This window comes from Cellulophaga sp. F20128 (assembly GCF_023015805.1).
Classification (GTDB): domain Bacteria; phylum Bacteroidota; class Bacteroidia; order Flavobacteriales; family Flavobacteriaceae; genus Cellulophaga.
The window spans coordinates 38087-60849 of record NZ_JALKBA010000011.1; the positions used below are offsets into that span (position 1 = coordinate 38087).

A 22763-nucleotide genomic window follows, 5' to 3' on the forward strand; every position below is an offset into this window, starting at 1 on the left:
CTAAGTTTGATTTTTATAAATTGATACTATAATCAGAAGGAATAAAAGAGAACGTTAAGGTTTAGCTTTTTGCCAACCGCCAATAAGTTGTTCTGATAATCCTTTTACAACTTTGATAAGTGTTTGTTCTGCTACTATATTAACCATCTCATTCGGATCATTTTCCCGATCAAACAATTCTCTATTTTTCAATTCACCTCTCGTTCCAGTTTTAGGATCCCAAGTATACCATTCTATGTAGTGATATTTTTTGGTGTTAATGGAATACCCCATATATCTATTGCCATCAGCGGATTGTCTTGGTCTGCGGTGAAACTGACTAAATGCGGCTTCCTTCCATACGCGTTTAGGGTCTTTGATTAAGGGCACAAAACTTGTTCCCTGCAGGTAATCAGGTACTTCTATTCCTGCCAATTCACAAAGCGAAGGAAACATGTCTATCAATTCGGTAATTTCAAATGTTTGAGCCCCTCGATTTTCTTGGTTTGGATAACGAATGATCATCGGTACTTGTAAATCAATATTGTAGTTGGTCATTTTCCCCCAGCTATTATGGTCTCCTAATTTCCAACCATGATCTCCCCATATAATAATAATAGTATTTTCGTAAATCCCTATCTCTTTCATGTGAGATATGAGATTGCCTAGCAAAGCATCCACATAACTGACACTTGCATAATATCCGTGCTTTAATATCCGTGAGGTGTCTTCACTCATTCGGTATGAAGATTGAGGGTGGCCAATTTGGTTGAAACCGTCATAGTGCCGTAATTCATACATAGAATTCATAGTATGGCTCGGTGCGTTTTCTGGTACGTTTTTATTTGCAGCCAACGGAATTTTTTCTGGGTCGTAAAGATCCCAATATTTTTTAGGGGCAGTAAACGGAAGGTGCGGCCGAAAATAACCAAGCCCCATATAAAAAGGTTTGTCATTTTTAGCCAGACGCGTAAGTGTCCTTTTAGCTAGTTCGGTTTGTGCTCCGTCATAGTACAATGTATCGTGAACTGCAGCAGCTTCCCAAGCAGGTCCTGTATTCCATCCATCTGCGTACCTCACAGGTCTAAGGGCTAATAAGGAGTCTCTTTTAAGTGCTTGTGAGTGATTGACTTCTTCGCTGATGTAAAATGTTTCTCCGTCTCTTTTTAACCAATCGGGTCGTAAATATTGAGCAGGACGCAAATCTGGCTCATCCCAAGAGATGGAATCGGGCATATAATTATGAAAAATCTTACCAATATTAACGGTGTGATATCCAAATTTTGAGAAGTATTGCGGCATAGTCACTGTATTTGGATTGATGTCGCGGAACTTATCCCCAAGATGCCAAACACGGGTAGAATCAGGTCTTAAACCAGTCATTAAACTTGCTCGTGAAGGAGCACAAACTGCTACTTGCGTGAAGGTTTGTCTAAAGGTCATACCTTCAGCAGCGAGTTGGTCAATATTTGGGGTGATTGCTGTGGCGTCGCCATAAGCCCCCAGGGTAGGACGAAGATCATCAATAGATACAAACAGAATGTTGGGCTTTACAACGTCTTTCTTGTCGGTGTTACAACCAAATAGTGTAAGTAATGAAAGGAGGAGTAGGTAATATAGAGCGTAATTTTTATTCATTGCTTTTAATAATTTATGTACACTAGAACTTAATATGAACGCCTGTTATATGGTTAGAACGCATATTAAAAGTAGCAAATTTTTGGTTTATAAGTTAGCGAACGCTTTTTTTGTTTTAAAAACAAATCTAAGTATTTTGGAGACTTGCCTACGGTAGCTAAGCCTAAAATGCTGCATTGCGTTTTGTTTGTGCACTTATTTTTTAGGCTGTAACTGCTTTTTTCCATTTGTGAGTTTCCGTAAATTCCTTGATAATTCTATTCGGTGTTCTTTTAACGATAAATGTTGGCTTCACTAAAAAAGTAAAGCCAACATTTAGTCATAAGCAATCTATTTGTTATAGATTTTATAATCCCTATTTAAGCTATTTATTTTTAAAATGCTTTTTTACAAAAGCAATCTGTTCATTATCAGTAATATTGTCTGATGCTTCTATATCAATTTTTATATTTTTAAAATGTGAATCTTTTTTCAAGTAATTGTGTAATTCTACTTTTGCATTTGTTGGTCCAAATAATAGTACATGATTGTGTTTTAAAATTTGAGCTCCAATTTTGTCATAAAATTCTTTATGCATTTGCTGTCTTTTGTTATGCATAAGACTTTCGCTTCTATTGGAGGCTTCTTCTTGGGTTTCTGACGTAAATTCAGAAACAATTGAATACGATTCTTTTTTTGAATTTATATCAATCAAATTAGCGATGGAATGATCCATCCAGATACCTAAGTTGTTATTTGTTGTCATATTGTAAATTTTTAGTTTTTTTGAATTTTTCCAAGAACACTTTCTATGGCAGTTTTTATTTTATCAATAGCGCTAGTTACGGCAATATCCATAGTGTTTGCTTGACTAGTAACAGCGATGGGTTTTCTGCCTTCAATTCTAGCTTCTAACAAACAGGATATATTATTAAATCCGTCTTTACTTCCGTTTTCATCTTTCAAGTGTACCTCAATTCTAGTGACGTGAGATTCAAATCTTTGTAGCGCTTCTGAAATTTGAGAAGAAAAAAAATCGGATCTTCTTTTTTCTCCTTTAAGTGTTTTGTCTGTATTTATTTGGATTGTCATATTTATTGGTTTTTATGTTTTAGTGTATACGATTCTAATAAATTATTTAGGGAATCTAAATAATCTTTTAACGCTTGGCTTCCTATTCCTTTTTCCGCCTTGGATTGAGAGCTTCTAGGGATTTCAATCAAGTATTTTATCAGTTCAGGGTATTCCTCTTGAATTTTTAAGGTAGTTAATCGGATCTTGTCATTAAGGTCTTTTTGAGATTCCATTTTCTATAAGTTTTTAAAATTAAAAGCACCTTCAAATTTAAAGCTGCCTTGAAGAAGGGTGCTATTGATTTAACCAACTATTTAAAGTTGTTTGATTCCTGCTTTTTGAGCTTTATGGAAACGGTTTATCTGACTATAGACGGCAATTGTACAATATTCCGCTTTTTGTTGATTTACTTCTTCATGCTTAGTATACAGCTTTAATTCTTAGACCTTGCCAATACTGTCTTAAAACTAAAGAACTATATTAATTGGTTGATCCAAACCCATAGGGTTTGCTCTTTTTTTCTATTGAAAAAGTTTTGGTGTAAAGACTCATTGTTCTGTGTGTATTGAACATACAAAACTTTATTTTTTTGATCTACGCTAATTTTTGGTAGGTGCTGTTTGTATCTAGCAAGTGGGGAAGAGCCGAATGTAATCCTTCTGGAATTTTGTTTGAGAATTTTGCTAAATTATTTTTTTTAGGGAAAGTAATTAATATCACACTGCTTTTTAAAAAGTTTGTTGTTTATTGTTGCCTCCTATTTTGAACTCTAAAAATAATCGATGCATGGCGAATCTTGATGTGGTATATGAAAACAAGGATTTTATAGTCGTAAACAAGAATGCAGGACGCATCAGTGAAAAGAGCCCCTTCGAGGATAATACAGTCGAAGATCAGGTTTTTAATCACCTTTTAAAAGTCAAGCCGAAGCCGTATGTTGGGGTGATACACAGATTAGATCGGGTAACCAGTGGGGTGTTGCTTTTTGCAAAGAAAAAAAGCATACTGGTAAAATTCAATGCGTTGTTTAGCAGTCGGCAAGTGCAAAAAACCTATTTGGCTATTGTTGCCAACAAGCCGCCAAAGGATAAAGGACACTTGGATCATTTTCTCATAAAAAATAAGCTCGAAAAAAAGGCCGAAATAGTGCAGTCTAAATCCAAAGACTCCTTAGCTTGTAATTTATCCTATGAACTTATAGGTGAAAATGATTTTGGGTATCTTTTAAAGGTACAACCAAAAACAGGGCGTTTTCACCAAATTAGAGCCCAATTGGCTCATATAGGGCTCCCGATAGTTGGGGATGAAAAATATGGTTCCAATAAAAAATACCTCCCATTGTCTGTTTGCTTGCATGCATGGAAAATAACGTATCTGGACTCGGTTTCTAAGGAGAAAATCAGCTTTGAGGCAACACTACCAAAAAATGATTTTTGGACTTTTAAATCAATCTAAGCATTGTGACTAACCAGGATTGAGTTTTACACTGAACAATTATACCTCTAAATTTTGAGTTGAGCATAGGGGTACTATAGCTTGTTATCTTCCTGTATACCACAATTGCAATCTCTTTGAGAAGAAAGGATATAAAAAGGTGACTTAAAACTAGAATTTGAGTACTTGGTGGTATTTATATAATTTATTACATGTATGTTCCTATATTTAGTTTTTAATAAATCAGCCAAATTATGCATAAATTTAACTCTGTCTTTGTTTTCTTTTTTTTAGTGATTTTTTATGCTTGTACAGAGGAAGAAAGTATTCCCTTGGTGCCAGACACAACTGCACCTACTGTAAATTTATCTATTGCAGGTTTACCTAATGTTGTTGCAGGTGAGGCTATTGTGGTTAGTAATAAAATAGAAATTAATATTGATGCCAACGATGAGGGAGGAGTTGCAAAGATAGAAGCGTTTATTAATGACGTAAAGGTAGGTGAAGATACTATGCCACCTTATGCTATTACAATAGATGTGTCGTCTTATGCATCTAAGGCAGGAAAAACAGGAAATTATAAAAACTATACTTTAAAGATAGTAGCAACTGATAAAGTTGGAAACTCCTCATCTAGTGAGATTCCAATAAATATAGACAATGAAATTCCTTCAATCACCGAAGTTTCTTTAGGGGGTGACGAAGTAATAAATGGGGATTTAAACACGGTGTTATTTGCAGTTGTAGACAATCAGGAAGTGTCTTCAGTTTTGGTATATCTAAACGAGGAATTGCTTTATGATATCAAAGACGAAGTGTATGAGGTAAATATTGATACTTCTGCCTTAACGGATGGGGAAAATACACTAAAGATTGAAGCCAAAGACAATGCGCAAAATATAGCTAGTCATGAAGTGCAATTTATTGTAGATAATACGGGGCCAATTATTTTGTTGGAATCCATTATAGAGGGACAAGAAATTGATGAGTCAATCCGTTTAGAACCCCAAGTTTCAGATGTTTATTCTGCAATTGCATCCCTAGAAATTTTTTATAAAGAAACAAGTTTAATGCTTTTTGATAGTACGGCTACCAATTTTGAAACAGATTTTGATCCTAATGCTTATGAGGTAGGGGATGGTAAATTGACAATTGAAGCTAAAGATAATTTAGGAAATACAAGTCAGTTAGAAGTTAGTATCAATATTTTAAGGTTAATCCTTAAAATTACAATTCCTGAAGGTTATTTTAGTCCAGCAATACAATCATTTCATAAACATTATGTGTTTGCCTCAAAAATGGATGGCACTTTAATAGATGTAGAAGAAATACGATTCCCTACTAGGGAGGTGAAGTTGCATTCCGTAGAAGAATTTGAAAATAGTGAGCAATTTACATTAACATACGCCTCAATGGGCAATAATGGGGAGAGTTCCTACTTGTACAGTCTCTCCAATTTTAATCGTGAATTTCCTAAAAATATAAATTTAGAAGCATCTAAAAGATTTAAAGTGGCCAATAGTAACCTTTATCCAATTTCGGGGTTTGATGCATCAACAGAGGTATATGCCTTTGGAAAGGATTATCATTTTACATCCTCAGCGGAGGGTGATAAATTATTGCAGTTGTTTGACCCTGTAGATCATCAATACAAGACGAATGACGTATATGTATATAGTTACAATCCCTTGGTTGATTTTTATAACTATCAATTTGTTGAGAAACCAATTCCAGCCGATTTTGAAATTAATTTCGAAGATTTCAGTGATGAAAATTTAGAACAGAAACAATTTACAACAGTTTCTAGCACTTTTTATACAAATAATAGCAAATCATTTTCTATTTACGGGTATCAAAGTCAAGAAGATATGGAGAACGATATATTTCATAAAATATGGGAATATGGTTATGGCGTTGATATTCCTTTTACCAGTTATGAATATCAATTAAATACCCAATTTTATGCCTATGCGCACGAGCTAATCATTGGAAATTATTATTCTCGTGGTTTAGGTTTGCCTAATGATGTAATTGATATTCCAAATTGGACGGTAGATTATTCTTTTCAAAATAATACTTTAAACCTTGTGACATCAGAAAACAGCCATACTAATATTGAAATATATGCAGAAGGGGGTTATGATGTTGGTAGTCCTTATGTTTGGAATTTAGTTTATGATAGTGCTACAAACGATGAAATTGTCTTGCCAGAAATTCCGAGTGAACTACAAAACTTTGGATTTTACAATCAATTTCAAAACGCCGAACTAGAAATTCAGCGAGTCGGACTTTTAAAGTATAAAGAGGTGGATAGCTATGCTGATTATATAGAAAATATAGTGCTAAAAAATAATTCTTTTGGTAAGGCAGCCCCTCAATTTGAAAGTATTTTTTCTGGGGATTATTATCCTATTTTCAATGCCGATAGTTATTTGTATAATAAGTAGTAAAAGTTAGTAAATTATCGGATTTTATATTTTAATGTATTAATTAGTAAAAAGATATTAAAATTATATACTACTAAAGGAACTAGTTTTGTAGGAGCCTATATCTGTACTTTGTGTTATATGATAAAGAGTTGTCACTGCGAGTGATTTTTTTTAGTAGCAGTAGCGGAAAAAGAATTAGTATCGAGAAGCTTTTAATTCAGAAAAAATTCTCTATACCTAATTCCTTATAGGAGCAACACTTAGTCTGAAGACTGCCACTGGATACGGAACACTGTCAAACAACAAATAACAACCGTCAATCAAAACCTAACATCAAAACCCTTCAAAAACGCCCAAACCAAAAAGGGCAAAGTCGTATTTAGCGGGATCGTTAGCGTCTAACTTGCGCAGACTTTTGTCTAATTCGGCCAAAGCCTTGGCATCATTTTGTTTTCGTTTTAGCAAGCCTAATTTACGGGCCACATTGCCTGAGTGTACATCTAAGGGGCATGAAAGTAGAGCAGTAGGTATGGTTTTCCAAATACCAAAATCAACTCCGGTAGCAGCATCACGTACCATCCAGCGTAAAAACATATTGATGCGTTTGGCAGCAGATCCCTTTAATGGGTCAGATACATGCTTGGTAGTACGTTTGGGGTGTGGAATTTCAAAGAACACGGCCTTAAATTTAGAAATGGCCGTTTGTAAATTATCAGTTGCGGTATATTTTGCAAATACTGCTTCTAATCCGTTATGATGGGTATAGATATTTTGGAGACTTTTGACAAAAAAAGACAAATCGGTTTCATTAAAGGTTCGGTGTACAAATCCTTGAAACCTGTCCAAATCGTCATCGGAATGGTGCAGTATAAAGTCGTGAGGCGCATGATCCATCAGTTCCATCATCCGGGAGGCATTCGTAATAATGCTTTTGCGATTTCCCCAAGCTATAGTTGCTGTTAGAAAGGCTGCAATTTCAATATCTTCCTTTTTCGTAAATGCATGCGGAATTTGGATGGGGTCTGTTGTAATAAACTCCGGGTTGTTGTATTGTATTACTTTTATATCTAAAAACTCTTTCAATTCTGTCTTTGTCATTCTAAAGGGATGTCTAGTAGTTTAGCGGCTAAGAGCGGCATAAATAAAATTAAGCTGTGACAAGCATGCAGTAGGATAGACCAACCCAATCCAAATTTTATACGAATAAAGGAGGCGAAAGCGCCTAAAACTAGTTGTGGAGCTACTAAAAACGGTGCTAAAATTAGGATGGTGGGTGTAATTTCAAAATTGGATATATGTACAGCACCAAATAGGACAATGGAGGTGTATAAGGCTAATTTAAAGTATTTCGAATTTTTAAAGAACACTAAAGGGCCTCTAAAAATAAACTCTTCAAACAGGGGAGCGGCAATTATTGCCATTAACCCCAACAAGGGTAATCCCATTTCATCCATGGCTTTGTTTAATGCGTGCTCATTGGGGTCTACTATTCCAAACGACTCCCAAATGGTGTTAAAAACTACAATGCCAATACCAAAGGCTAGGCCTAAGAAAAGTAATTTGGCAAAAACTGTAAGTCGGTAGTGAATAGCTGTGTTTTCATCTTTTTGATACACAGGATTTTTTAAAAAATAATAAACTTCTTTTAGCATCCCTAGCTTGTAATTTGTCCGTCTACCATAACTAATTTACGATCTGCCATATCAGCAAGTTCTTGGTTATGGGTTACAATAACAAATGTTTGTCCAAATTCATCCCGAAGCTTAAAAAATAATTGATGCAGATTGTCTGCACTTTCAGAATCTAGATTTCCACTAGGTTCATCAGCAAAAATTATAGAGGGATTGTTAATTAAGGCACGTGCCACGGCAACACGTTGTTGTTCCCCTCCAGAAAGTTCATTGGGTTTGTGCTGGTGCCTTTTTTCAAGGCCTAAGAAATTTAAAAGTTCCTTGGCTCTTTTTTCAGCCTCGGCTCTTGGCGTCTTTTTTATAAATGCTGGAATGCAAACATTTTCTAATGCCGTAAATTCTGGCAGTAATTGATGAAACTGAAAAATAAAACCAATGTGATTGTTTCTAAATCTAGCTAATTCTTTGTCCTTTAACTTGGTAATGTCTGTGTTGTTAATTAATAGTTCACTATTAGATGTTGCGGAAACAGCATCTAAAGTACCTAGAATTTGTAATAAAGTTGTCTTGCCAGCGCCAGAAGATCCTACAATAGAAACAATTTCTTTTTCTTGAATATGGACATCTACGCCCTTAAGAACTTGCAGATCCCCGTAGAATTTTTGTATGTTTTTGGCTTTAATCATCTATCTTATTTTTTCACGGTTGAAAGTAATCATTAGCAATGATACTGCAAAAATAAATAAAAGAAAGGCCACTTCTTTATTCTATTTTATTCCTATTTTTGAAAGAGAAGATACCAATTGGAGGTGCTAATTTTTAATCAATTGTTAATAATCTGTGTTGTAGTCTGTTATAGATTGCTAGAATAAACTAAAAAGCAAATATGTCATTTTATAAAAACTTTGAAGAATATAATTTAAAAGCTACGGACGACGTAAAAGAAAAATATTCCAAAATAATAGAAGGTGTAGGTGAGGATGTTCAAAGGGAAGGATTGGTAAAAACGCCTGAAAGAGCAGCAAAAGCAATGATGTTTCTAACACAAGGGTACAAGCAAGACCCTGTGGAAATATTAAAAGGAGCCATGTTTAAGGAAGATTATGACGATATGGTCATTATAAAAGATATTGAGTTGTATTCCTTATGTGAACACCATATGCTTCCCTTTTTTGGCAAAGCACATGTTGCCTATATTCCAAACGGACATATTGTAGGGCTTAGTAAAATACCTAGGGTGGTCGACGTTTTTGCGAGGAGACTGCAAGTGCAAGAGCGACTAACTCATGATATTCTAGAATGCTTAAACAATACCTTAAAACCAAAAGGGGTTGCAGTTGTAATTGAGGCATCGCACATGTGTATGATGATGCGAGGTGTTCAAAAACAGAATTCTGTTACCACAACCTCAGGATTTAGAGGACAGTTTGAAAAACAAGAAACAAGGAATGAGTTTTTAAAGCTTATAAGTTCTAATTTGTCATAGATGTGGCATTCAATTTGCAGATTGGTTGAAGAATATTAATTTTAAACCGTATGACAACTAAAAAAAATACAAAAATAAGAGATTTATTTCTTGGGCTTCTTTTTGATGCCGTGGGAATGCTCTCCTATACTGTCCTGGGATTGGGAGAGTTCTCAGACCTTGTTTGGGCTCCCTTATCTGCTTGGTTAATGACTAGAATGTATAAGGGTAGAATAGGGCAGGCTGCAGCAATGGTTTCCTTTGCTGAAGAACTAATTCCAGGGACAGATTTTATACCCTCCTTTACCATCATGTGGCTGTATACCTATGTGTTTAGTGGTTCAAAAACTGATAAAATAATAAGTAAAAAATAAATGAAGAAAAAACACATCCCGTATATAGTGCTCGTTTGCTGTGTATTGTTGATTGGTATGCATTTGGTAATGGCTAATTTTAACGATCTAACTCTTGGGTTTTATGTAGGAATAATTTCTGCTGTGTTGGTTGCCATTGCAATGCTACTCAACATACGAGATCGCAGAAGAGGAAATATTAAATAACGATTAAATATTGATTTAGTTTGAAAAGAAGAAATTTTGTTAAGAAGGCCACCTTAACTACAATGGCTGGAATTATTGGAGCCGATATTGTATTTGGAGCCAACATGCCGCTAAATTACAACCCAATGGCGTTGCAAGATGCAGACCCCTTTCAGTTGTTTGGATTGGATAAGGAGATGGTTGTTTTAAATGATAAGCCATGGAATATTGAAGCGAAAGCGCATTTATTGGATGAAAAAATAACCTCCAATAAAAATATGTTCATTCGTAATAACGGGTTAATTCCAGAAAATATTGATGTTGATAATTGGGTGCTCACCATAGATGGAGAATCTGTAAGTGAATCAAAAACATATTCCTTAAAAGACTTAAAATCAAAATTTAAGCAGTATACCTATCAACTAACCGTTGAATGTGGAGGTAATGGTAGAAGTGAGTTTAATCCACCAGCCAAAGGCAATCAATGGACCATAGGTGCGGTATCTTGTGCAAACTGGACCGGAGTACGCCTACAAGATGTTTTAAATGATATAGGGATTAAAAGTGATGCGGTGTACATTGGATATCACGCCGCAGATACACATATTAGTAGGGATCCAAATAAAGAGCCAATTTCAAGAGGGGTCCCCATAGCTAAAGCAATGCAAGAAGAGACTTTATTGGCTTTTAAAATGAATGGAGAAGATATACCCGTGTCTCACGGATATCCGTTGCGTTTGGTTTGTGGGGGATGGCCTGCGTCTACCTCTGGGAAGTGGGTGAATAGAATAAGCATTCGTAATATTGTACATGATGGTACTAAAATGATGGGCACCGCATATAGAGTACCTTGCAATGCCGTGGCTCCAGGTGATGTTGTGAAGGATGAAGATATGTGTATAATAGAATCTATGCCCGTAAAATCACTGCTTACCTATCCAAAATCGGGGGCTATGATAAAGGACGGGAATACATTAAATATTAGAGGACACGCTTGGGCTGGTGAGTTAGCCGTTGAAAAAATGGAGTATTCCATAGATTTTGGTGCTACCTGGAAGGTGTGTACATTGGATAAACCCGTAAATCGATTGGCATGGCAGCATTTTTCTGCTTCGGTGTCTTTCCCTAAAAAAGGATATTATGAAATATGGGCAAAGGCTACGGATGCTAATGGGGTAGGTCAACCTATGTTAGTTCCGGGTTGGAATCCTAAAGGTTATTTAAATAATGCGTGTCATAGAATAGCAGTAAAAGTTAATTAAATGGCAGGAGATAATGAATTTAAAGCCCAAGCAAAGCAAGTGTACCGTATGCTAGTTGTGGTTTGGTGTATTGTGCTCTTGGGAGCTGTTTTTGCAGCATATGTGCTTGTAGATCCTAGTTTATCCGCTTTTAAGGATAAAAGTGAAACAGAGCTATCTGTGGTGCGTGATGAAGTTACCGAAGATGATTGGGATAAAGTTGAAAACGGTATACACTTACGAACAGGTTTTGTTGAAGGCGAAGGCTTGTTGACGGTTGTAAATAATTGCACCAGTTGTCATTCAGCGAAATTAGTGACTCAAAATAGAATGTCCAAAGAGCGATGGGTGGCGACAATTCGTTGGATGCAAGAGACCCAAAACTTGTGGGATTTGGGGGAAAATGAGGAGGTAATAGTAAATTATTTAGCAAAAAATTACGCTCCAACAACCGTTGGTAGGCGTGAAAATTTACAAACTACAGCATGGTATGATTTACAGGTAAACGCGAATTAATTACTTAAGAAATCTACCTAAGCCAAGTCTAACTAACATCTTTTTTTCAAAATCCCAGAAAAATTTAAACTGACCAAAAAGCCAACCATATGCCACTAAAAGAAATTGGTATATTGGAAAGATAATGGCTATTCTAAGCGTGGTGTATACAATTCCACCCCACCAAATTCCTTCAGGGAAAGCGGTGCGGGCTATTCCTAAAAAAGAAAGGACGGGTTTTGCAACATAAATTGATGAAGAACCTGTAATACCAAAAACAATAAAAATAATAACTACTTGAAAATTGCTTTGGATGCCCCAACGCTCTTTTAATTTCTGCATGTAACTTAAGAATAAGCTGCAAATATAAAATCTTATATGCGAGGAACAAAATGTCCTAGACGTTGATTGTACTTTCTTTGAAAATAAATAAAGTAATTGTATAGTTTATAGTTTACTTCGTAACCGTAATCTGTGCCAGGAGCGTAATCTATTTGCATTTCATACAAGCTTGTATTGTGTCTAAATGGCTGGGAAACCCTGCTATTCCATTCCGCTACATAAAAAATGTTCTTGCTTTCTAAGTAAGACTGCGAGTAAAACTGGTAGGGTTTTGCATGGCTAGCTAGCCAGAAATCAAAACCAGGATCTATAATTGTTATTTCATATTCCGTTTTTTCATCTGCGATTACCACCGGATCGCCTTCGGTTTTGTTGAATATTTCCTTTTCAGACTCTGAAATGTCTAATTGCTTTTTGGTACTTGCGCAACTAGTTAATAAAAGTATGCTGCAAAATACTATTCCCGATATAAAGTGTAATTTTCTCATAACATGATTGTTTACTATAATATACGAAAAAAAAGCCATTAGGGTTTCCTAATGGCTTTTTGAATTTGCACATACGGTTGTTATTTACCAAATAAGCCTCCTAATAGACCGCCAAGTCCAGAGCTACTTTTTTTGTCATTTCCGCCCAAAATCATACCTGCTACATCGTCTAAGATGCTGCCGTCACCATCAGAATCTAGAAAAGATTCTATTAAAGATTGTTGGTTGTTGTTGTCGCCTCCTAGCAAGCCACCTAGTAGGTTGCCAATACCGTTAGGTTCAACTACTTGTTCGTTCCTCGCTTGCTTTCCTAAAACGCCCATTAAAATAGGGGCTGCTACTTTTAGTATAGTTGCTACGGTGTCTGCACTTACGCCAGATTTTTGGCTCAACGCATTTTGTACTTGAGGTTGTTTTGCTCCTAATACGTGGTTTAAGATGCCTTGACCGTCATTCATAACAGATGAATCTATTCCGCCACCAAACAAACTACCAAGGTTATCTAGGATGCTGCCATCGTGTTTGTTAGATAGGGCATTCATAAGTCCTTGAGCCCCTTCCGGAGAAGCTGTGTTTTTTTTCATAGCTCCCATTAATAACGGTAGTGCCATGCTTAATACACCTGCTGTTTTTTGCTCAGATTCTCCTGCTTGACCTGCAACACCTTTAATAATTTGTGTGCCCATTGGGCTGTTTAATAAATCTAGTAATCCTGACATTTCTTTTATAGTTAATGTTTAATAATGTTCTAAAATACAAAAAAATTGGCTACAATTTACTTGTGAATATTGTTAAGGTTATTTTAGTAATGTGATGATTTTAGTCGCTAATTCTTTGCCAATTCTGTCTTGTGCTTCCATTGTTGCCGCACCAATATGAGGGGTTAATGATATTTTGGGGTGCATTAGAATTCTGATTTCAGGTGAAGGTTCAGATTCGTACACGTCTAATCCCGCAAAAGATACTTTGTTGTTTTCTAAAGCGTCTACCAATGCAACCTCATCTAAAACCCCGCCACGTGCCGTGTTAATGATTCCAACCCCATCTTTCATCATATCGATCTCATTCTTTCCTATGATATATGCTTTTTGTGCTGGGGCATGAATAGTAATAAAATCGGATGTTTTTAAAACTTCTTCTTTGGCTGTGTTTTTTAGTGTAAAGGAAACAGTTTGTCCGTCGTAAAATTCAATAGCGATGCTTGCTGCCTCTACCTGTGGATCGTAATACAGTACATGCATTCCTAGGCCTAGGGCTGCCTTAGCTGTAGCCTGACCAATTTTTCCGAAACCTATGATGCCTATTGTTTTTCCCTTAAGCTCAACACCCTTGGCGTAGGCTTTTTTTAGTTGCTTAAAGTGGCTATCTCCCTCTAAGGGCATTACCCTGTTGGAATCATATAAAAATCGAATTCCACCTAATAAGTGCGCAAAAACTAACTCGGCTACGGCTTCTGATGATGCAGCAGGAGTGTTGATAACATGTATCCCTTTTGTTTTGGCATAATCCACATCAATATTGTCCATACCAACGCCACCGCGACCAATTAATTCTAAGGAAGGACAGAGGTCTATAAGATCTTTTTTTACTTTAGTGGCGCTGCGCACCAATAAAGCAGAAATCTTATTCTCATTGATGTAATTGATGAGTTGTTCTTGTGCTACTGTTGTTGTGCTTACAGAGAATCCGGCTTTTTCCAAGGCGTCCTTACCGCTTTGTGCTATGCCGTCATTTGCTAATATTTTTTTCATAATTCTTAGGTGATTATGCGTTTCGTTCTAAATCACTCATTACATCTACAAGTACGCCAACGCTATCTAGAGAAAGTGCGTTATACATAGAAGCTCTATAACCACCAACCGATCTATGACCATTAATTCCGTTAATGCCTGCTTCTTTACACATCGCTTCAAAAGAATTCTTGAGGCTTTCATCGGTCAAAGTAAAAGTTGCATTCATTAAAGAGCGATCTGCTTTTTCTGCATACCCTTTAAATAATGGGTTTAGGTCTATTTCAGAATACAACAACTGAGCCTTTTTATTGTTTATTTCTTCAATGGCTTTAACGCCGCCTAAATTCTTTAACCATTGTAAGGTGAGCATAGAAACGTAAACAGCAAAAACAGGAGGAGTATTAAACATACTCTCTTTGCTTATGTGTACTTTATAATCTAACATGGATGGTATTTGTCTTGATACTTTTCCTAATATGTCTTCTTTTACGACAACTAGGGTAGCTCCAGCAGGACCCATATTTTTTTGGGCACCAGCGTAGATTAAATCAAATTGAGAGAAGTCCAATACCCGTGAAAAGATATCAGAACTCATATCGCAAACCATAGGAATTTTAGTTTTTGGAAATTCCTTTACCTGGGTTCCAAAAATGGTATTATTAGATGTTAGGTGAAAATAATCCAAATCGGAAGGAACCATATAATTTTTTGGTATATAGTTAAAATCTTTATCTTTAGATGATCTTACTTCAACTACTTCTCCAAAAAATTTAGCTTCTTTTATTGCCTTATCGCTCCATGTGCCTGTATTTAAATAACCCGCTTTTGACTCCAATAGGTTGTAGGCTGTCATTAAAAATTGCATACTAGCACCTCCTTGTAAAAACAACGCCTTATATCCTTTGTCCTTTAATCCTAAAAGTTCTAAAGCAAGGGATTGAGCAGTGTCCATAACATCTACAAAATCTTTACTTCTGTGAGATATTTCTATTAGGGATAAGCCAGAGTCGTTAAAATTGATTACGGCCTCTGATGCTTTTTGCAATACCTCTTTGGGTAATATACAAGGTCCTGCACTAAAATTATGTTTTTTCATTTGTAAAAATTTGTTTGTCTAAAATTGGATTATTAGAACGATAATTTGTTTTCGAATAGACCAGCTATACTATTTTATAGTAGAAGTCTATGCAATTTATAACTAGGGTAAAGGTCTAACTTTTATCACAATGCGCCTTTTTAAATTTTAATTAATTTTGGGATGTTTTCAACAAGAATTCAACAGTGTCTATATTGTCTGCGTAATCAGTTAGACTAGGGTGTTGGGTGTTTCCAAATTTAATCTCGTTCTTAAACAGACCTTCAGCGACAATACACTGTATCTTATCCTCATCAGCTGCTAGCTTTTTGTTTAAGCTATCTAAAGAATCGTAATACTCATAGAAAACAGTTGAAATGGGAGAGCCATAGCTTTCATCCTCCTTAATCATTAAAAAACCATTTTCTAGGATATTAAATTCGCTCATGAGATAAACCGCCTTGTTATAATCGTAGTTGTTGGCGTATTTATGGTGATTTATAATGTCTTGCTGTGGGTACATTGCCTTGAAAAATGCTTCAAAATCATATCCTTGGGGAACAAATAATTTAGAGACGCTTCTACAGCCTAATCCGTAATACCTAAAGATATCCTCGCTTAAGGCTTCTAACTGATCTTTACTTTCCTCACCCGTTAAAATGGCAACAGAATTTCTGTTTTTGCGTATAATATTAGGTTTCTTTCCAAAATAATGTTGAAAATAACGGGCGGTATTGTTACTGCCCGTGGCAATTACAGCGTCAAAATTTTCAAGTTTTCCGTCTACAAAAACAATATGATTTTTAAGCTCAGGAAGGCAATCAATAAGGTAGGAAGCAATAAAGGGTAGTAAAATCTTATCATTGGAAGACAGTTTTATTACGGCTGTATGTCCTGTTATTAGAGTGGCGAGAAAATCGTGAAAACCAACAAGGGGTATATTCCCAGCCATTATTATGGCTATATTCTTGTTATTAAGAGGGGTTGAGTTGTATAACCTAAACCAATTGATTAATTCTTTTTCGGTTAATAATTGGCTCCAGCTATCCAGGCAAAAATGGATGTTTTCTTTGGTGAACCAGCCATTGTGTATGTTGGCTGATATACTAGCTTCGTTAATCCTGGAGATCCATGGGTCTGTGCTTTCTATTGGCTCTTTAGTATTTGCAAATTCACAAAAATTGGCAAATAAAGTTCCTAATTTGGAAAAAGCAGCTATTCTATCCTCAAGTTTAGTCATTTTATTTGTATAGTGATTTAATAGGGTTTACCTTTGTGCAAAAGTAGATATACTGATGAAATATCAGTCTAAAAATTGATATAAATTATGGCAATAATAATTACAGACGAATGTATTAATTGTGGAGCTTGTGAGCCAGAATGCCCAAATACCGCAATTTATGAAGGTGCAGATGATTGGAGATACGCTGATGGAACGTCATTAGAAGGTAATGTTGTTTTACCAAATGGTAAGGAAGTGGATGCAAATGAGTCTCAAGAGCCTATTAGTGATGAGATTTATTATATATCACCAGATAAATGTACAGAGTGTAAAGGTTTTCACGAAGAACCACAGTGTGCTGCTGTATGTCCAGTAGATTGTTGTATTCCTGATGAAGACGTTGTAGAGACGGAAGAAGAGCTTATGGGAAAACAGCGATTTATGCACCCTGAATAATTAGTTTTATATAAAAGTATATTAAAAACGAGGACATATGTCCTCGTTTTTTTTGTTTCTGTTGTAAGGTAAAACTTTTAAAAGCTAAAACTAATTCTGCTAAAAACATAGGTTCCATCAGAACCCATTTGTACAGAATCGGCTAAACCACCTTGGTCTGTCCAACCGTCAAACTGAGGTGTTGGGTAGTTGTTAAACAAATTATTTGCTCCAACCGTAAGTTTAAGGTTATCACATAGCTCATAACCAGCGCTTAAATCGACTACCAAGGCTGCCTTATAGATGTCGGTAGCAACTGGGAATAACGCATCGGCTTCTCCTTGTGTTGTTGCAGGAGTGTCTACCCATTGGAAATCTTGTAATTGAACCTCGCTGAATTGAGTTAAGGTTGCTTGTGCGTTAAATTTAGGTTTGGAATACCCTAAGTTAAGTCCAAATTTATAATCGGGTGCAGCAGCTTCTAAATAGGCTTGTGAAAAAGGACCAAAAAAGGTAAATTCATTCAAATTGCCATTGTGGATTTCTTTTACTTCTAAATCGTTAAAGTTACCAATTAGGCCAATTGTAGCCTTTCCGTTACTCCCTACGGCAGTGCTGTAATTTAGAACAATGTCTAATCCGGTTGTTTTGGTGTCCACACCATTTGCAAAAAACTGTGCAGCATCTACTCCTAAGGGACCTAATACAGTTTGATCTGTGAAGTTGTCTGTTAAAATAATTCTGTCATCCACAGCAATGGAATAAGCATCTATGGTTGCAGAGAATCCTCCATTAGTATAGGAGAAACCAAAGCTGGCATTAAATGCTTTTTCTTCATTTAGTTGTCCTATTCCAAAGGCTTTGGTAATTGTACTATTGTTGGCAGATAGTAAGGAGGGTACCGATTCTCCTGCCACAATATTGGTGAATATTAGGTTGTAGTACAGTTGTGCAAGTGAGGGAGCTCTAAAGCCAGAAGAAATGGAGCCTCTAAATGCTAAATGATCACTGACTTTGTATCTACTGGCAAGTTTAAAATTAAAAGTACTACCAAAATCACTGTAGTTTTCATAGCGGAGGGCGGCGGCAAGCATTAGCGCTTCGGTTGCATTTAATTCAGAATCCACATAGACGCCATAATTAGTTCTTCCGCGATCTACCTCGTTGGCGGGACTATAGCCTGGGAAGCCCTGTGAACTTCCTGGTAAATCATCACCATTGCTATCCTGGGCTACCGTTTGAGTGGCTGGGTTGGTAATGGGTACTCCATTTTCATCATACAAAGAATACGATGATTCTTCCCCAGAAAAGATTCCAAAATTTTCTGTTCTGAATTCAAAACCGTAGGCCACATTTAAACCGGCCGCAATATCTTCAAAATACTTGCTAAAATCTAAGCCAGTTGTGTTCATAGAAAGGTAGTGACCACCAGCATCAAAATCGGTAGGTGAGGCATCTTGCATAGAAGCATTGTTGGAATTTTTAATGTAGTAGTGAAAATTATTTTTCCCGTATGAGTTGTTAAAATCTACATTCCAACCATTATCCATAGTGTGTCTAACTCCAGCAGATATAGAAGCGTCATTAATGATGGATGTTATTTGTGGTGTAAAGCCGTTGGGGTAAAGGCTAGGAACAGCTCTATTGTCACCGTCTGCAAAGCCATCTCTAGAAAATGCGTTGGCATTTGTGTCTCTGTAATTTCTGCCTCCAAAGGCATAAACCTCTGTGTTTTCGTCAACAGGAATAGCTGTGTTTAGCATAAAGTTAAATCCGTCTATGGCCGCACCTCCGTATCCTTTTCTCCAAGAGAAACCAGGTCTTAAGGTTTTTTCTTTCGATAAAAATTCGGTTGTAATATTAAAAAAACCACCATTATCGCCTAGTGGTAAGCCGTAGTTAACGTCAATTTTGGTTGAAGTACCATCAAATTTTTTGTCTTTGCCGTCTAGTCTGTTTTCGCCTTCTACATTGTAAAGCGTTTCTCCAGTTTCTTCGGCCCAACCTTTTCCAATTGCAGTACTATAGGCACCGTAGGTAATGCCCCCCGTGAAACCATCGGTATTGTTTTTAAGTACAATGTTGATTACACCGGCGATAGCATCAGAACCATATTGAGCGGATGCTCCATCTCTTAATACTTCAATTCTCTTGATGGCAGAGGCGGGAATGGCATTTAAATCCGTTCCAGAATTACCACGACCTCTAGTGCCAAAAATATTTACCAACGAAGATTGGTGTCTTCTTTTTCCATTAACTAGAACTAGTGTTTGGTCTGGTCCTAGCCCTCTTAAGGAGGCCGGTACAATATGATCTGCACCATCAGAGCCTGATTGTTTTGTAGCGTTAAAGGAAGGGGCTGCGTATTGTAAAATATCGTTTACTTCTACTTTCCCTGTGTTTGATGCTATTTCAGCAACATCCAAAACATCTATTGGTACCGCAGTATCTGTGGCGGTTCTATTGGGACTTCTAGAGCCAACCAACTGTATCTCGTCTAAAAGCATTCCTTCAGATAAGGTAATGTTTAGAGTTGCTTTGCCAGCAGCATTAACTTCCTGGGTATTGTAACCAATATAACTAAATACTAGTGTAGGATTTGCACTTGTGCCAATAGTGTAGTTTCCATCAAAATCTGTCGATGTTCCGTTTGTGGTTCCTTTTTCCAGGATATTTACTCCGGCAAGTGGAGTGCCTTCGCTGTCTGTTACTGTGCCTGTTATTGTGCCTTGGCTAAAAGCGAAGGAAAAGAATAACAGGCTAAATAAAAGTGAAATTTTGTTTTTCATAAGGGTTGCTTTTTAGGTTTTACTTTCTTAAAGGTAATGAAATTTGTAGTTAGTTTATAGTATCTTTAAACAGAAGTATACTACACACTATGAGGAATCTATCTATTAAACTGTTTGTATTTCTATTTTGTTTTTACTACTCGCTGGTATAAACAGCGCTCATGGTTAAAGCTTTCAGTATTTATGCTCCTTATGTCGATAACCTAGATGCTCTTGTTAATTTTATTGCTGATGAGCTAGTTCCAATGGTATTAATTCCCTTGTGCTGCAAATTAATTACCGTTACATCTTTACATCCAAGCCGGAATTAAGAGAAAAGAATCCTTTGCATAAGGCTGATATTGAAAAATTATAAAAGTGTGTAATGCAAACTGTTTGGTCTGATGCGGTTGTTTTTTTAGAAGAATTTGATAGCTATAAGTGTTGAAAAAACTAGCTTTTAAAAAGCCAAGTGGCTAGTTTTAAAGCCGTGGTAAAGCCAATTGATGATATTAAAAATTAGGAGTCGGTTCTCATTTTGTATTAGAAATTTATGGACCTGTAAATTGTAAAAACTTAATCTTATATTTGCACCTCAATTTTTAGAAAAACTCATAGATGAAAGCAGGTATTGTTGGATTGCCAAACGTAGGAAAGTCTACTCTTTTTAATTGTTTGTCTAACGCAAAGGCACAAAGTGCAAATTTTCCGTTTTGTACCATAGAACCTAATATTGGTGTGGTTAATGTACCGGATTCCAGATTGGAGAAATTAGAGGAGTTGGTAGATCCCGAAAGAGTGTTACCGGCAACTGTAGAGATAGTCGATATTGCAGGCCTTGTTAAGGGTGCAAGTAAGGGGGAAGGACTGGGAAATCAGTTTTTGGGAAATATACGAGAGACAGATGCTATTTTGCATGTTTTGCGTTGCTTTGATGATGACAATATTGTCCATGTTGATGGGTCGGTAAACCCTATGCGAGATAAGGAAACTATTGATATAGAGCTGCAATTAAAAGATTTAGAGACCGTTGATAAGAAACTTGAAAAAGTAAAGCGAACCGCAAAGACGGGTAATAAAGAGGCTCAAAAGGAAGAGGTTGTTTTGTTGAAAATAAAACAAAATTTAGAGGCAGGTATCTCGGTAAGAGCTATTGATATAGAGAAAGACGATCGACTGGAGTTTGTAAAACCTTTGCAGTTTATTACAGATAAACCAGTGATGTATGTTTGTAATGTAGGTGAAGATGCTGCTGCCACAGGGAATGCTTATGTAGAAACGGTTAAGGAAGCGGTAGCTATTGAAAATGCCGAAGTTATCTTCCTAGCGGTAGGTACAGAAGCTGATATCACAGAATTAGAAACCTACGAAGAAAGACAAATGTTTCTAGAAGATCTAGGTTTGGAAGAGCCGGGTTCGGCCAAGTTAATTCGAGGTGCCTATAAATTATTAGATTTGGAAACTTATTTTACAGCGGGTGTTAAGGAGGTTCGTGCTTGGACAATTCCAGTAGGAGCAACTGCGCCTCAGGCAGCTGGTGTAATTCATACCGATTTTGAAAAAGGCTTTATACGTGCAGAGGTAATTGCATACAATGATTATGTTGCCTACGGGAGCGAGGCTAAAGTTAAAGAGGCTGGAAAAATGCGAGTAGAAGGCAAGGAATACGTTGTTAAAGACGGTGATGTTATGCATTTTAGGTTTAATGTGTAAATTGCTTTGAACATTGTATTTGCGTTTGTAGTAGAGTGCATTTTTTTTACAGTTTAAATTAATTTTAGAGGATGGTTAGTAAATCGTCCGCTTCATTGGGTGTTCTTTATGCAGTGCTTGGTGTAGTTTTGTTTTCGGCAAAGGCAGTACTTGTAAAATTAGCGTATCAGTATCATATCGATACGGTTACGCTTTTGCTTTTTAGAATGTTGTTTTCTTTGCCATTTTACATCACCATAGCGCTTTTAGTAAAACCTTTAAAACCAGCTGAAATCAAAAAAACGGATTATCTATGGATTGTCTTTTTTGGATGTATTGGATATCATTTAGCGAGTTATTTTGATTTTGTTGGGTTGCAATATATCAAAGCCGGATTGGAACGTATTATTCTGTTTGTGTACCCTACAATAGTTGTTTTGCTGTCATGGTTGGTATTTAGACATAAAATTTCAAAAACACAGTTCCGCGCAATTTTAATTGCTTATTTCGGGATTTTGATTATTTTTTGGAATGAAGTTGGCTGGTCTGGAAATGATGCGCTATGGGGTGGCTTTATGGTTTTGCTTAGTGCAATTGCTTATGCTTCTTATTTGGTAGGAAGTGGATGGTTACTTCCTAAATTTGGAGTGTTAACATTTACGGCCTATGCCATGCTTGTATCTACTGCAGCTGTGCTTGTGCATTACCTTTTTGTAGGGAATTATCAGCTGTTGGATTACCCAATGGAAGTTTATATTCTAGCCGTAGTGATGGCAATTTTTTCAACCTTAATACCTTCTTTTTTGGTGTCAGCTGCAATTAAGCAAATTGGAGCGGCTACTTTTTCTGTCTATGGGAGTTTGGGGCCTGTGGCTACTATAGTTTTGGCGTATTTTTTTCTCGATGAAAAAATATCATATATTCAGGGGTTGGGAATGTTGGTTGTGATTTATGGTATTGTTTTGATCTCTATAAAAAAGAAAGAAATTAATTAGGAAAAACTAAGTTCTAGGCTGTTGCATAATACTATCAACAAAATAACTGCTGTATTGTTAATTACTTTACTGCATTGGGGTTTTATCTTTTTCTAACACTTCCTATATT

24 protein-coding genes are annotated in these 22763 nt (G+C 36.3%); 10 read left to right on the plus strand and 14 right to left on the minus strand.

Annotation, left to right across the window (positions count from 1 at the left end; genetic code table 11):
• Positions 1 to 54: 54 nt before the first annotated feature.
• The 4 genes from MWU65_RS11575 to MWU65_RS11590 all read right to left on the minus strand — a co-directional run bounded on the left by MWU65_RS11575 (position 55) and on the right by MWU65_RS11590 (position 2903).
• Positions 55 to 1617, minus strand: a complete 1563-nt coding sequence (locus MWU65_RS11575; RefSeq protein WP_247078114.1) for a sulfatase — start codon at positions 1615 to 1617, stop codon at positions 55 to 57.
• 364 nt (positions 1618 to 1981) lie between these two features.
• Positions 1982 to 2362 (minus strand): hypothetical protein, encoded by a 381-nt coding sequence (locus tag MWU65_RS11580; RefSeq protein ID WP_247078115.1) that lies wholly within the window; start codon positions 2360 to 2362, stop codon positions 1982 to 1984.
• An 11-nt stretch (positions 2363 to 2373) separates the two neighbouring features.
• The gene (locus MWU65_RS11585; RefSeq protein ID WP_247078116.1) at positions 2374 to 2688 is read right to left on the minus strand and encodes an HPF/RaiA family ribosome-associated protein; all 315 of its coding nucleotides are present in this window, start codon (positions 2686 to 2688) and stop codon (positions 2374 to 2376) included.
• Between the two features lie 2 nt (positions 2689 to 2690).
• Positions 2691 to 2903 (minus strand): hypothetical protein, encoded by a 213-nt coding sequence (locus MWU65_RS11590; RefSeq protein WP_247078117.1) that lies wholly within the window; start codon positions 2901 to 2903, stop codon positions 2691 to 2693.
• Positions 2904 to 3456: 553 nt separating this feature from the next.
• Here MWU65_RS11590 and MWU65_RS11595 point away from each other — a divergent pair.
• Positions 3457 to 4125, plus strand: a complete 669-nt coding sequence (locus MWU65_RS11595) for an RluA family pseudouridine synthase (RefSeq protein WP_247078119.1) — start codon at positions 3457 to 3459, stop codon at positions 4123 to 4125.
• 233 nt (positions 4126 to 4358) lie between these two features.
• Entirely contained in the window at positions 4359 to 6551 is a 2193-nt protein-coding gene (locus MWU65_RS11600; RefSeq protein WP_247078121.1) for an Ig-like domain-containing protein, read from the plus strand.
• Between the two features lie 315 nt (positions 6552 to 6866).
• Here MWU65_RS11600 and MWU65_RS11605 read toward each other — a convergent pair whose 3' ends face one another.
• The 3 genes from MWU65_RS11605 to MWU65_RS11615 are packed head-to-tail and all read right to left on the minus strand — an operon-like array spanning position 6867 to position 8850.
• Positions 6867 to 7631, minus strand: a complete 765-nt coding sequence (locus MWU65_RS11605; RefSeq protein WP_247078123.1) for a TIGR02757 family protein — start codon at positions 7629 to 7631, stop codon at positions 6867 to 6869.
• A complete protein-coding gene (locus MWU65_RS11610) occupies positions 7628 to 8185 on the minus strand; it encodes a CPBP family intramembrane glutamic endopeptidase (RefSeq protein WP_247078125.1) in 558 nt (185 codons plus the stop codon). The genes MWU65_RS11605 and MWU65_RS11610 overlap by 4 nt, the downstream gene beginning before the upstream one ends.
• A 2-nt stretch (positions 8186 to 8187) precedes the next feature.
• Positions 8188 to 8850 carry an ABC transporter ATP-binding protein gene (locus MWU65_RS11615; protein WP_247078127.1) on the minus strand — a complete coding sequence of 221 codons (663 nt, stop codon included), beginning with the start codon at positions 8848 to 8850 and terminating at the stop codon, positions 8188 to 8190.
• A gap of 200 nt (positions 8851 to 9050) precedes the next feature.
• On the opposite strand from MWU65_RS11615, the gene folE reads away from it, so the two are divergent.
• From folE to MWU65_RS11640, 5 genes are read left to right on the plus strand one after another with little or no spacing between them, the layout of a single operon-like run.
• Positions 9051 to 9650 (plus strand): GTP cyclohydrolase I FolE, encoded by a 600-nt coding sequence (folE, locus tag MWU65_RS11620; protein ID WP_247078129.1) that lies wholly within the window; start codon positions 9051 to 9053, stop codon positions 9648 to 9650.
• A 50-nt stretch (positions 9651 to 9700) separates the two neighbouring features.
• A complete protein-coding gene (locus MWU65_RS11625; protein ID WP_247078131.1) occupies positions 9701 to 10003 on the plus strand; it encodes a hypothetical protein in 303 nt (100 codons plus the stop codon).
• Positions 10004 to 10189 carry a hypothetical protein gene (locus tag MWU65_RS11630; RefSeq protein ID WP_247078133.1) on the plus strand — a complete coding sequence of 62 codons (186 nt, stop codon included), beginning with the start codon at positions 10004 to 10006 and terminating at the stop codon, positions 10187 to 10189.
• Between the two features lie 20 nt (positions 10190 to 10209).
• On the plus strand, positions 10210 to 11430 hold the full coding sequence (locus MWU65_RS11635; protein WP_247078134.1) for a sulfite oxidase: 1221 nt from the start codon (positions 10210 to 10212) through the stop codon (positions 11428 to 11430).
• Complete coding sequence (locus tag MWU65_RS11640) at positions 11431 to 11925, plus strand: monoheme cytochrome C (protein WP_247078135.1); 495 nt, start codon at positions 11431 to 11433, stop codon at positions 11923 to 11925.
• On the opposite strand, the gene MWU65_RS11645 is transcribed toward MWU65_RS11640, so the two are convergent.
• From MWU65_RS11645 to MWU65_RS11670, 6 genes are all read right to left on the minus strand, one after another.
• Positions 11926 to 12246 carry a DUF6787 family protein gene (locus MWU65_RS11645; protein WP_247078136.1) on the minus strand — a complete coding sequence of 107 codons (321 nt, stop codon included), beginning with the start codon at positions 12244 to 12246 and terminating at the stop codon, positions 11926 to 11928. It abuts the gene before it with no gap.
• Between the two features lie 32 nt (positions 12247 to 12278).
• Entirely contained in the window at positions 12279 to 12734 is a 456-nt protein-coding gene (locus MWU65_RS11650) for a DUF6146 family protein (protein ID WP_247078137.1), read from the minus strand.
• A gap of 80 nt (positions 12735 to 12814) precedes the next feature.
• Complete coding sequence (locus tag MWU65_RS11655; protein ID WP_247078138.1) at positions 12815 to 13453, minus strand: DUF937 domain-containing protein; 639 nt, start codon at positions 13451 to 13453, stop codon at positions 12815 to 12817.
• 78 nt (positions 13454 to 13531) lie between these two features.
• Entirely contained in the window at positions 13532 to 14485 is a 954-nt protein-coding gene (locus tag MWU65_RS11660) for an NAD(P)-dependent oxidoreductase (protein ID WP_247078139.1), read from the minus strand.
• Between the two features lie 13 nt (positions 14486 to 14498).
• The gene (gene serC / locus MWU65_RS11665) at positions 14499 to 15563 is read right to left on the minus strand and encodes a 3-phosphoserine/phosphohydroxythreonine transaminase (RefSeq protein ID WP_247078140.1); all 1065 of its coding nucleotides are present in this window, start codon (positions 15561 to 15563) and stop codon (positions 14499 to 14501) included.
• A 151-nt stretch (positions 15564 to 15714) separates the two neighbouring features.
• Complete coding sequence (locus tag MWU65_RS11670) at positions 15715 to 16782, minus strand: acyl-CoA reductase (RefSeq protein ID WP_247078142.1); 1068 nt, start codon at positions 16780 to 16782, stop codon at positions 15715 to 15717.
• A gap of 87 nt (positions 16783 to 16869) precedes the next feature.
• Here MWU65_RS11670 and MWU65_RS11675 point away from each other — a divergent pair, with 87 nt between their 5' ends.
• A complete protein-coding gene (locus MWU65_RS11675; RefSeq protein WP_247078144.1) occupies positions 16870 to 17220 on the plus strand; it encodes a 4Fe-4S dicluster domain-containing protein in 351 nt (116 codons plus the stop codon).
• A gap of 77 nt (positions 17221 to 17297) precedes the next feature.
• On the opposite strand, the gene MWU65_RS11680 is transcribed toward MWU65_RS11675, so the two are convergent.
• Positions 17298 to 19988 carry a TonB-dependent receptor gene (locus tag MWU65_RS11680; RefSeq protein ID WP_247078146.1) on the minus strand — a complete coding sequence of 897 codons (2691 nt, stop codon included), beginning with the start codon at positions 19986 to 19988 and terminating at the stop codon, positions 17298 to 17300.
• A gap of 597 nt (positions 19989 to 20585) precedes the next feature.
• On the opposite strand from MWU65_RS11680, the gene ychF reads away from it, so the two are divergent.
• Together ychF and MWU65_RS11690 are read left to right on the plus strand one after the other, a co-directional pair.
• Positions 20586 to 21680, plus strand: a complete 1095-nt coding sequence (gene ychF / locus MWU65_RS11685) for a redox-regulated ATPase YchF (protein ID WP_247078148.1) — start codon at positions 20586 to 20588, stop codon at positions 21678 to 21680.
• A 71-nt stretch (positions 21681 to 21751) separates the two neighbouring features.
• Positions 21752 to 22654, plus strand: a complete 903-nt coding sequence (locus MWU65_RS11690) for a DMT family transporter (protein WP_247078150.1) — start codon at positions 21752 to 21754, stop codon at positions 22652 to 22654.
• The last annotated feature ends 109 nt before the right edge of the window (positions 22655 to 22763 follow it).

Excerpts from the sequence above, each read along its gene's own strand:
- MWU65_RS11575 (WP_247078114.1), bottom strand. The coding sequence starts at position 1,617 with ATGAATAAAAATTACGCTCTATATTACCTACTCCTCCTTTCATTACTT.
- MWU65_RS11580 (WP_247078115.1), bottom strand. The coding sequence starts at position 2,362 with ATGACAACAAATAACAACTTAGGTATCTGGATGGATCATTCCATCGCT.
- MWU65_RS11585 (WP_247078116.1), bottom strand. The coding sequence starts at position 2,688 with ATGACAATCCAAATAAATACAGACAAAACACTTAAAGGAGAAAAAAGA.
- MWU65_RS11590 (WP_247078117.1), bottom strand. The coding sequence starts at position 2,903 with ATGGAATCTCAAAAAGACCTTAATGACAAGATCCGATTAACTACCTTA.
- MWU65_RS11595 (WP_247078119.1), top strand. The coding sequence starts at position 3,457 with ATGGCGAATCTTGATGTGGTATATGAAAACAAGGATTTTATAGTCGTA.
- MWU65_RS11600 (WP_247078121.1), top strand. The coding sequence starts at position 4,359 with ATGCATAAATTTAACTCTGTCTTTGTTTTCTTTTTTTTAGTGATTTTT.
- MWU65_RS11605 (WP_247078123.1), bottom strand. The coding sequence starts at position 7,631 with ATGACAAAGACAGAATTGAAAGAGTTTTTAGATATAAAAGTAATACAA.
- MWU65_RS11610 (WP_247078125.1), bottom strand. The coding sequence starts at position 8,185 with ATGCTAAAAGAAGTTTATTATTTTTTAAAAAATCCTGTGTATCAAAAA.
- MWU65_RS11615 (WP_247078127.1), bottom strand. The coding sequence starts at position 8,850 with ATGATTAAAGCCAAAAACATACAAAAATTCTACGGGGATCTGCAAGTT.
- folE (WP_247078129.1), top strand. The coding sequence starts at position 9,051 with ATGTCATTTTATAAAAACTTTGAAGAATATAATTTAAAAGCTACGGAC.
- MWU65_RS11625 (WP_247078131.1), top strand. The coding sequence starts at position 9,701 with ATGACAACTAAAAAAAATACAAAAATAAGAGATTTATTTCTTGGGCTT.
- MWU65_RS11630 (WP_247078133.1), top strand. The coding sequence starts at position 10,004 with ATGAAGAAAAAACACATCCCGTATATAGTGCTCGTTTGCTGTGTATTG.
- MWU65_RS11640 (WP_247078135.1), top strand. The coding sequence starts at position 11,431 with ATGGCAGGAGATAATGAATTTAAAGCCCAAGCAAAGCAAGTGTACCGT.
- MWU65_RS11645 (WP_247078136.1), bottom strand. The coding sequence starts at position 12,246 with ATGCAGAAATTAAAAGAGCGTTGGGGCATCCAAAGCAATTTTCAAGTA.
- MWU65_RS11650 (WP_247078137.1), bottom strand. The coding sequence starts at position 12,734 with ATGAGAAAATTACACTTTATATCGGGAATAGTATTTTGCAGCATACTT.
- MWU65_RS11655 (WP_247078138.1), bottom strand. The coding sequence starts at position 13,453 with ATGTCAGGATTACTAGATTTATTAAACAGCCCAATGGGCACACAAATT.
- MWU65_RS11660 (WP_247078139.1), bottom strand. The coding sequence starts at position 14,485 with ATGAAAAAAATATTAGCAAATGACGGCATAGCACAAAGCGGTAAGGAC.
- serC (WP_247078140.1), bottom strand. The coding sequence starts at position 15,563 with ATGAAAAAACATAATTTTAGTGCAGGACCTTGTATATTACCCAAAGAG.
- MWU65_RS11670 (WP_247078142.1), bottom strand. The coding sequence starts at position 16,782 with ATGACTAAACTTGAGGATAGAATAGCTGCTTTTTCCAAATTAGGAACT.
- MWU65_RS11675 (WP_247078144.1), top strand. The coding sequence starts at position 16,870 with ATGGCAATAATAATTACAGACGAATGTATTAATTGTGGAGCTTGTGAG.
- MWU65_RS11680 (WP_247078146.1), bottom strand. The coding sequence starts at position 19,988 with ATGAAAAACAAAATTTCACTTTTATTTAGCCTGTTATTCTTTTCCTTC.
- ychF (WP_247078148.1), top strand. The coding sequence starts at position 20,586 with ATGAAAGCAGGTATTGTTGGATTGCCAAACGTAGGAAAGTCTACTCTT.
- MWU65_RS11690 (WP_247078150.1), top strand. The coding sequence starts at position 21,752 with ATGGTTAGTAAATCGTCCGCTTCATTGGGTGTTCTTTATGCAGTGCTT.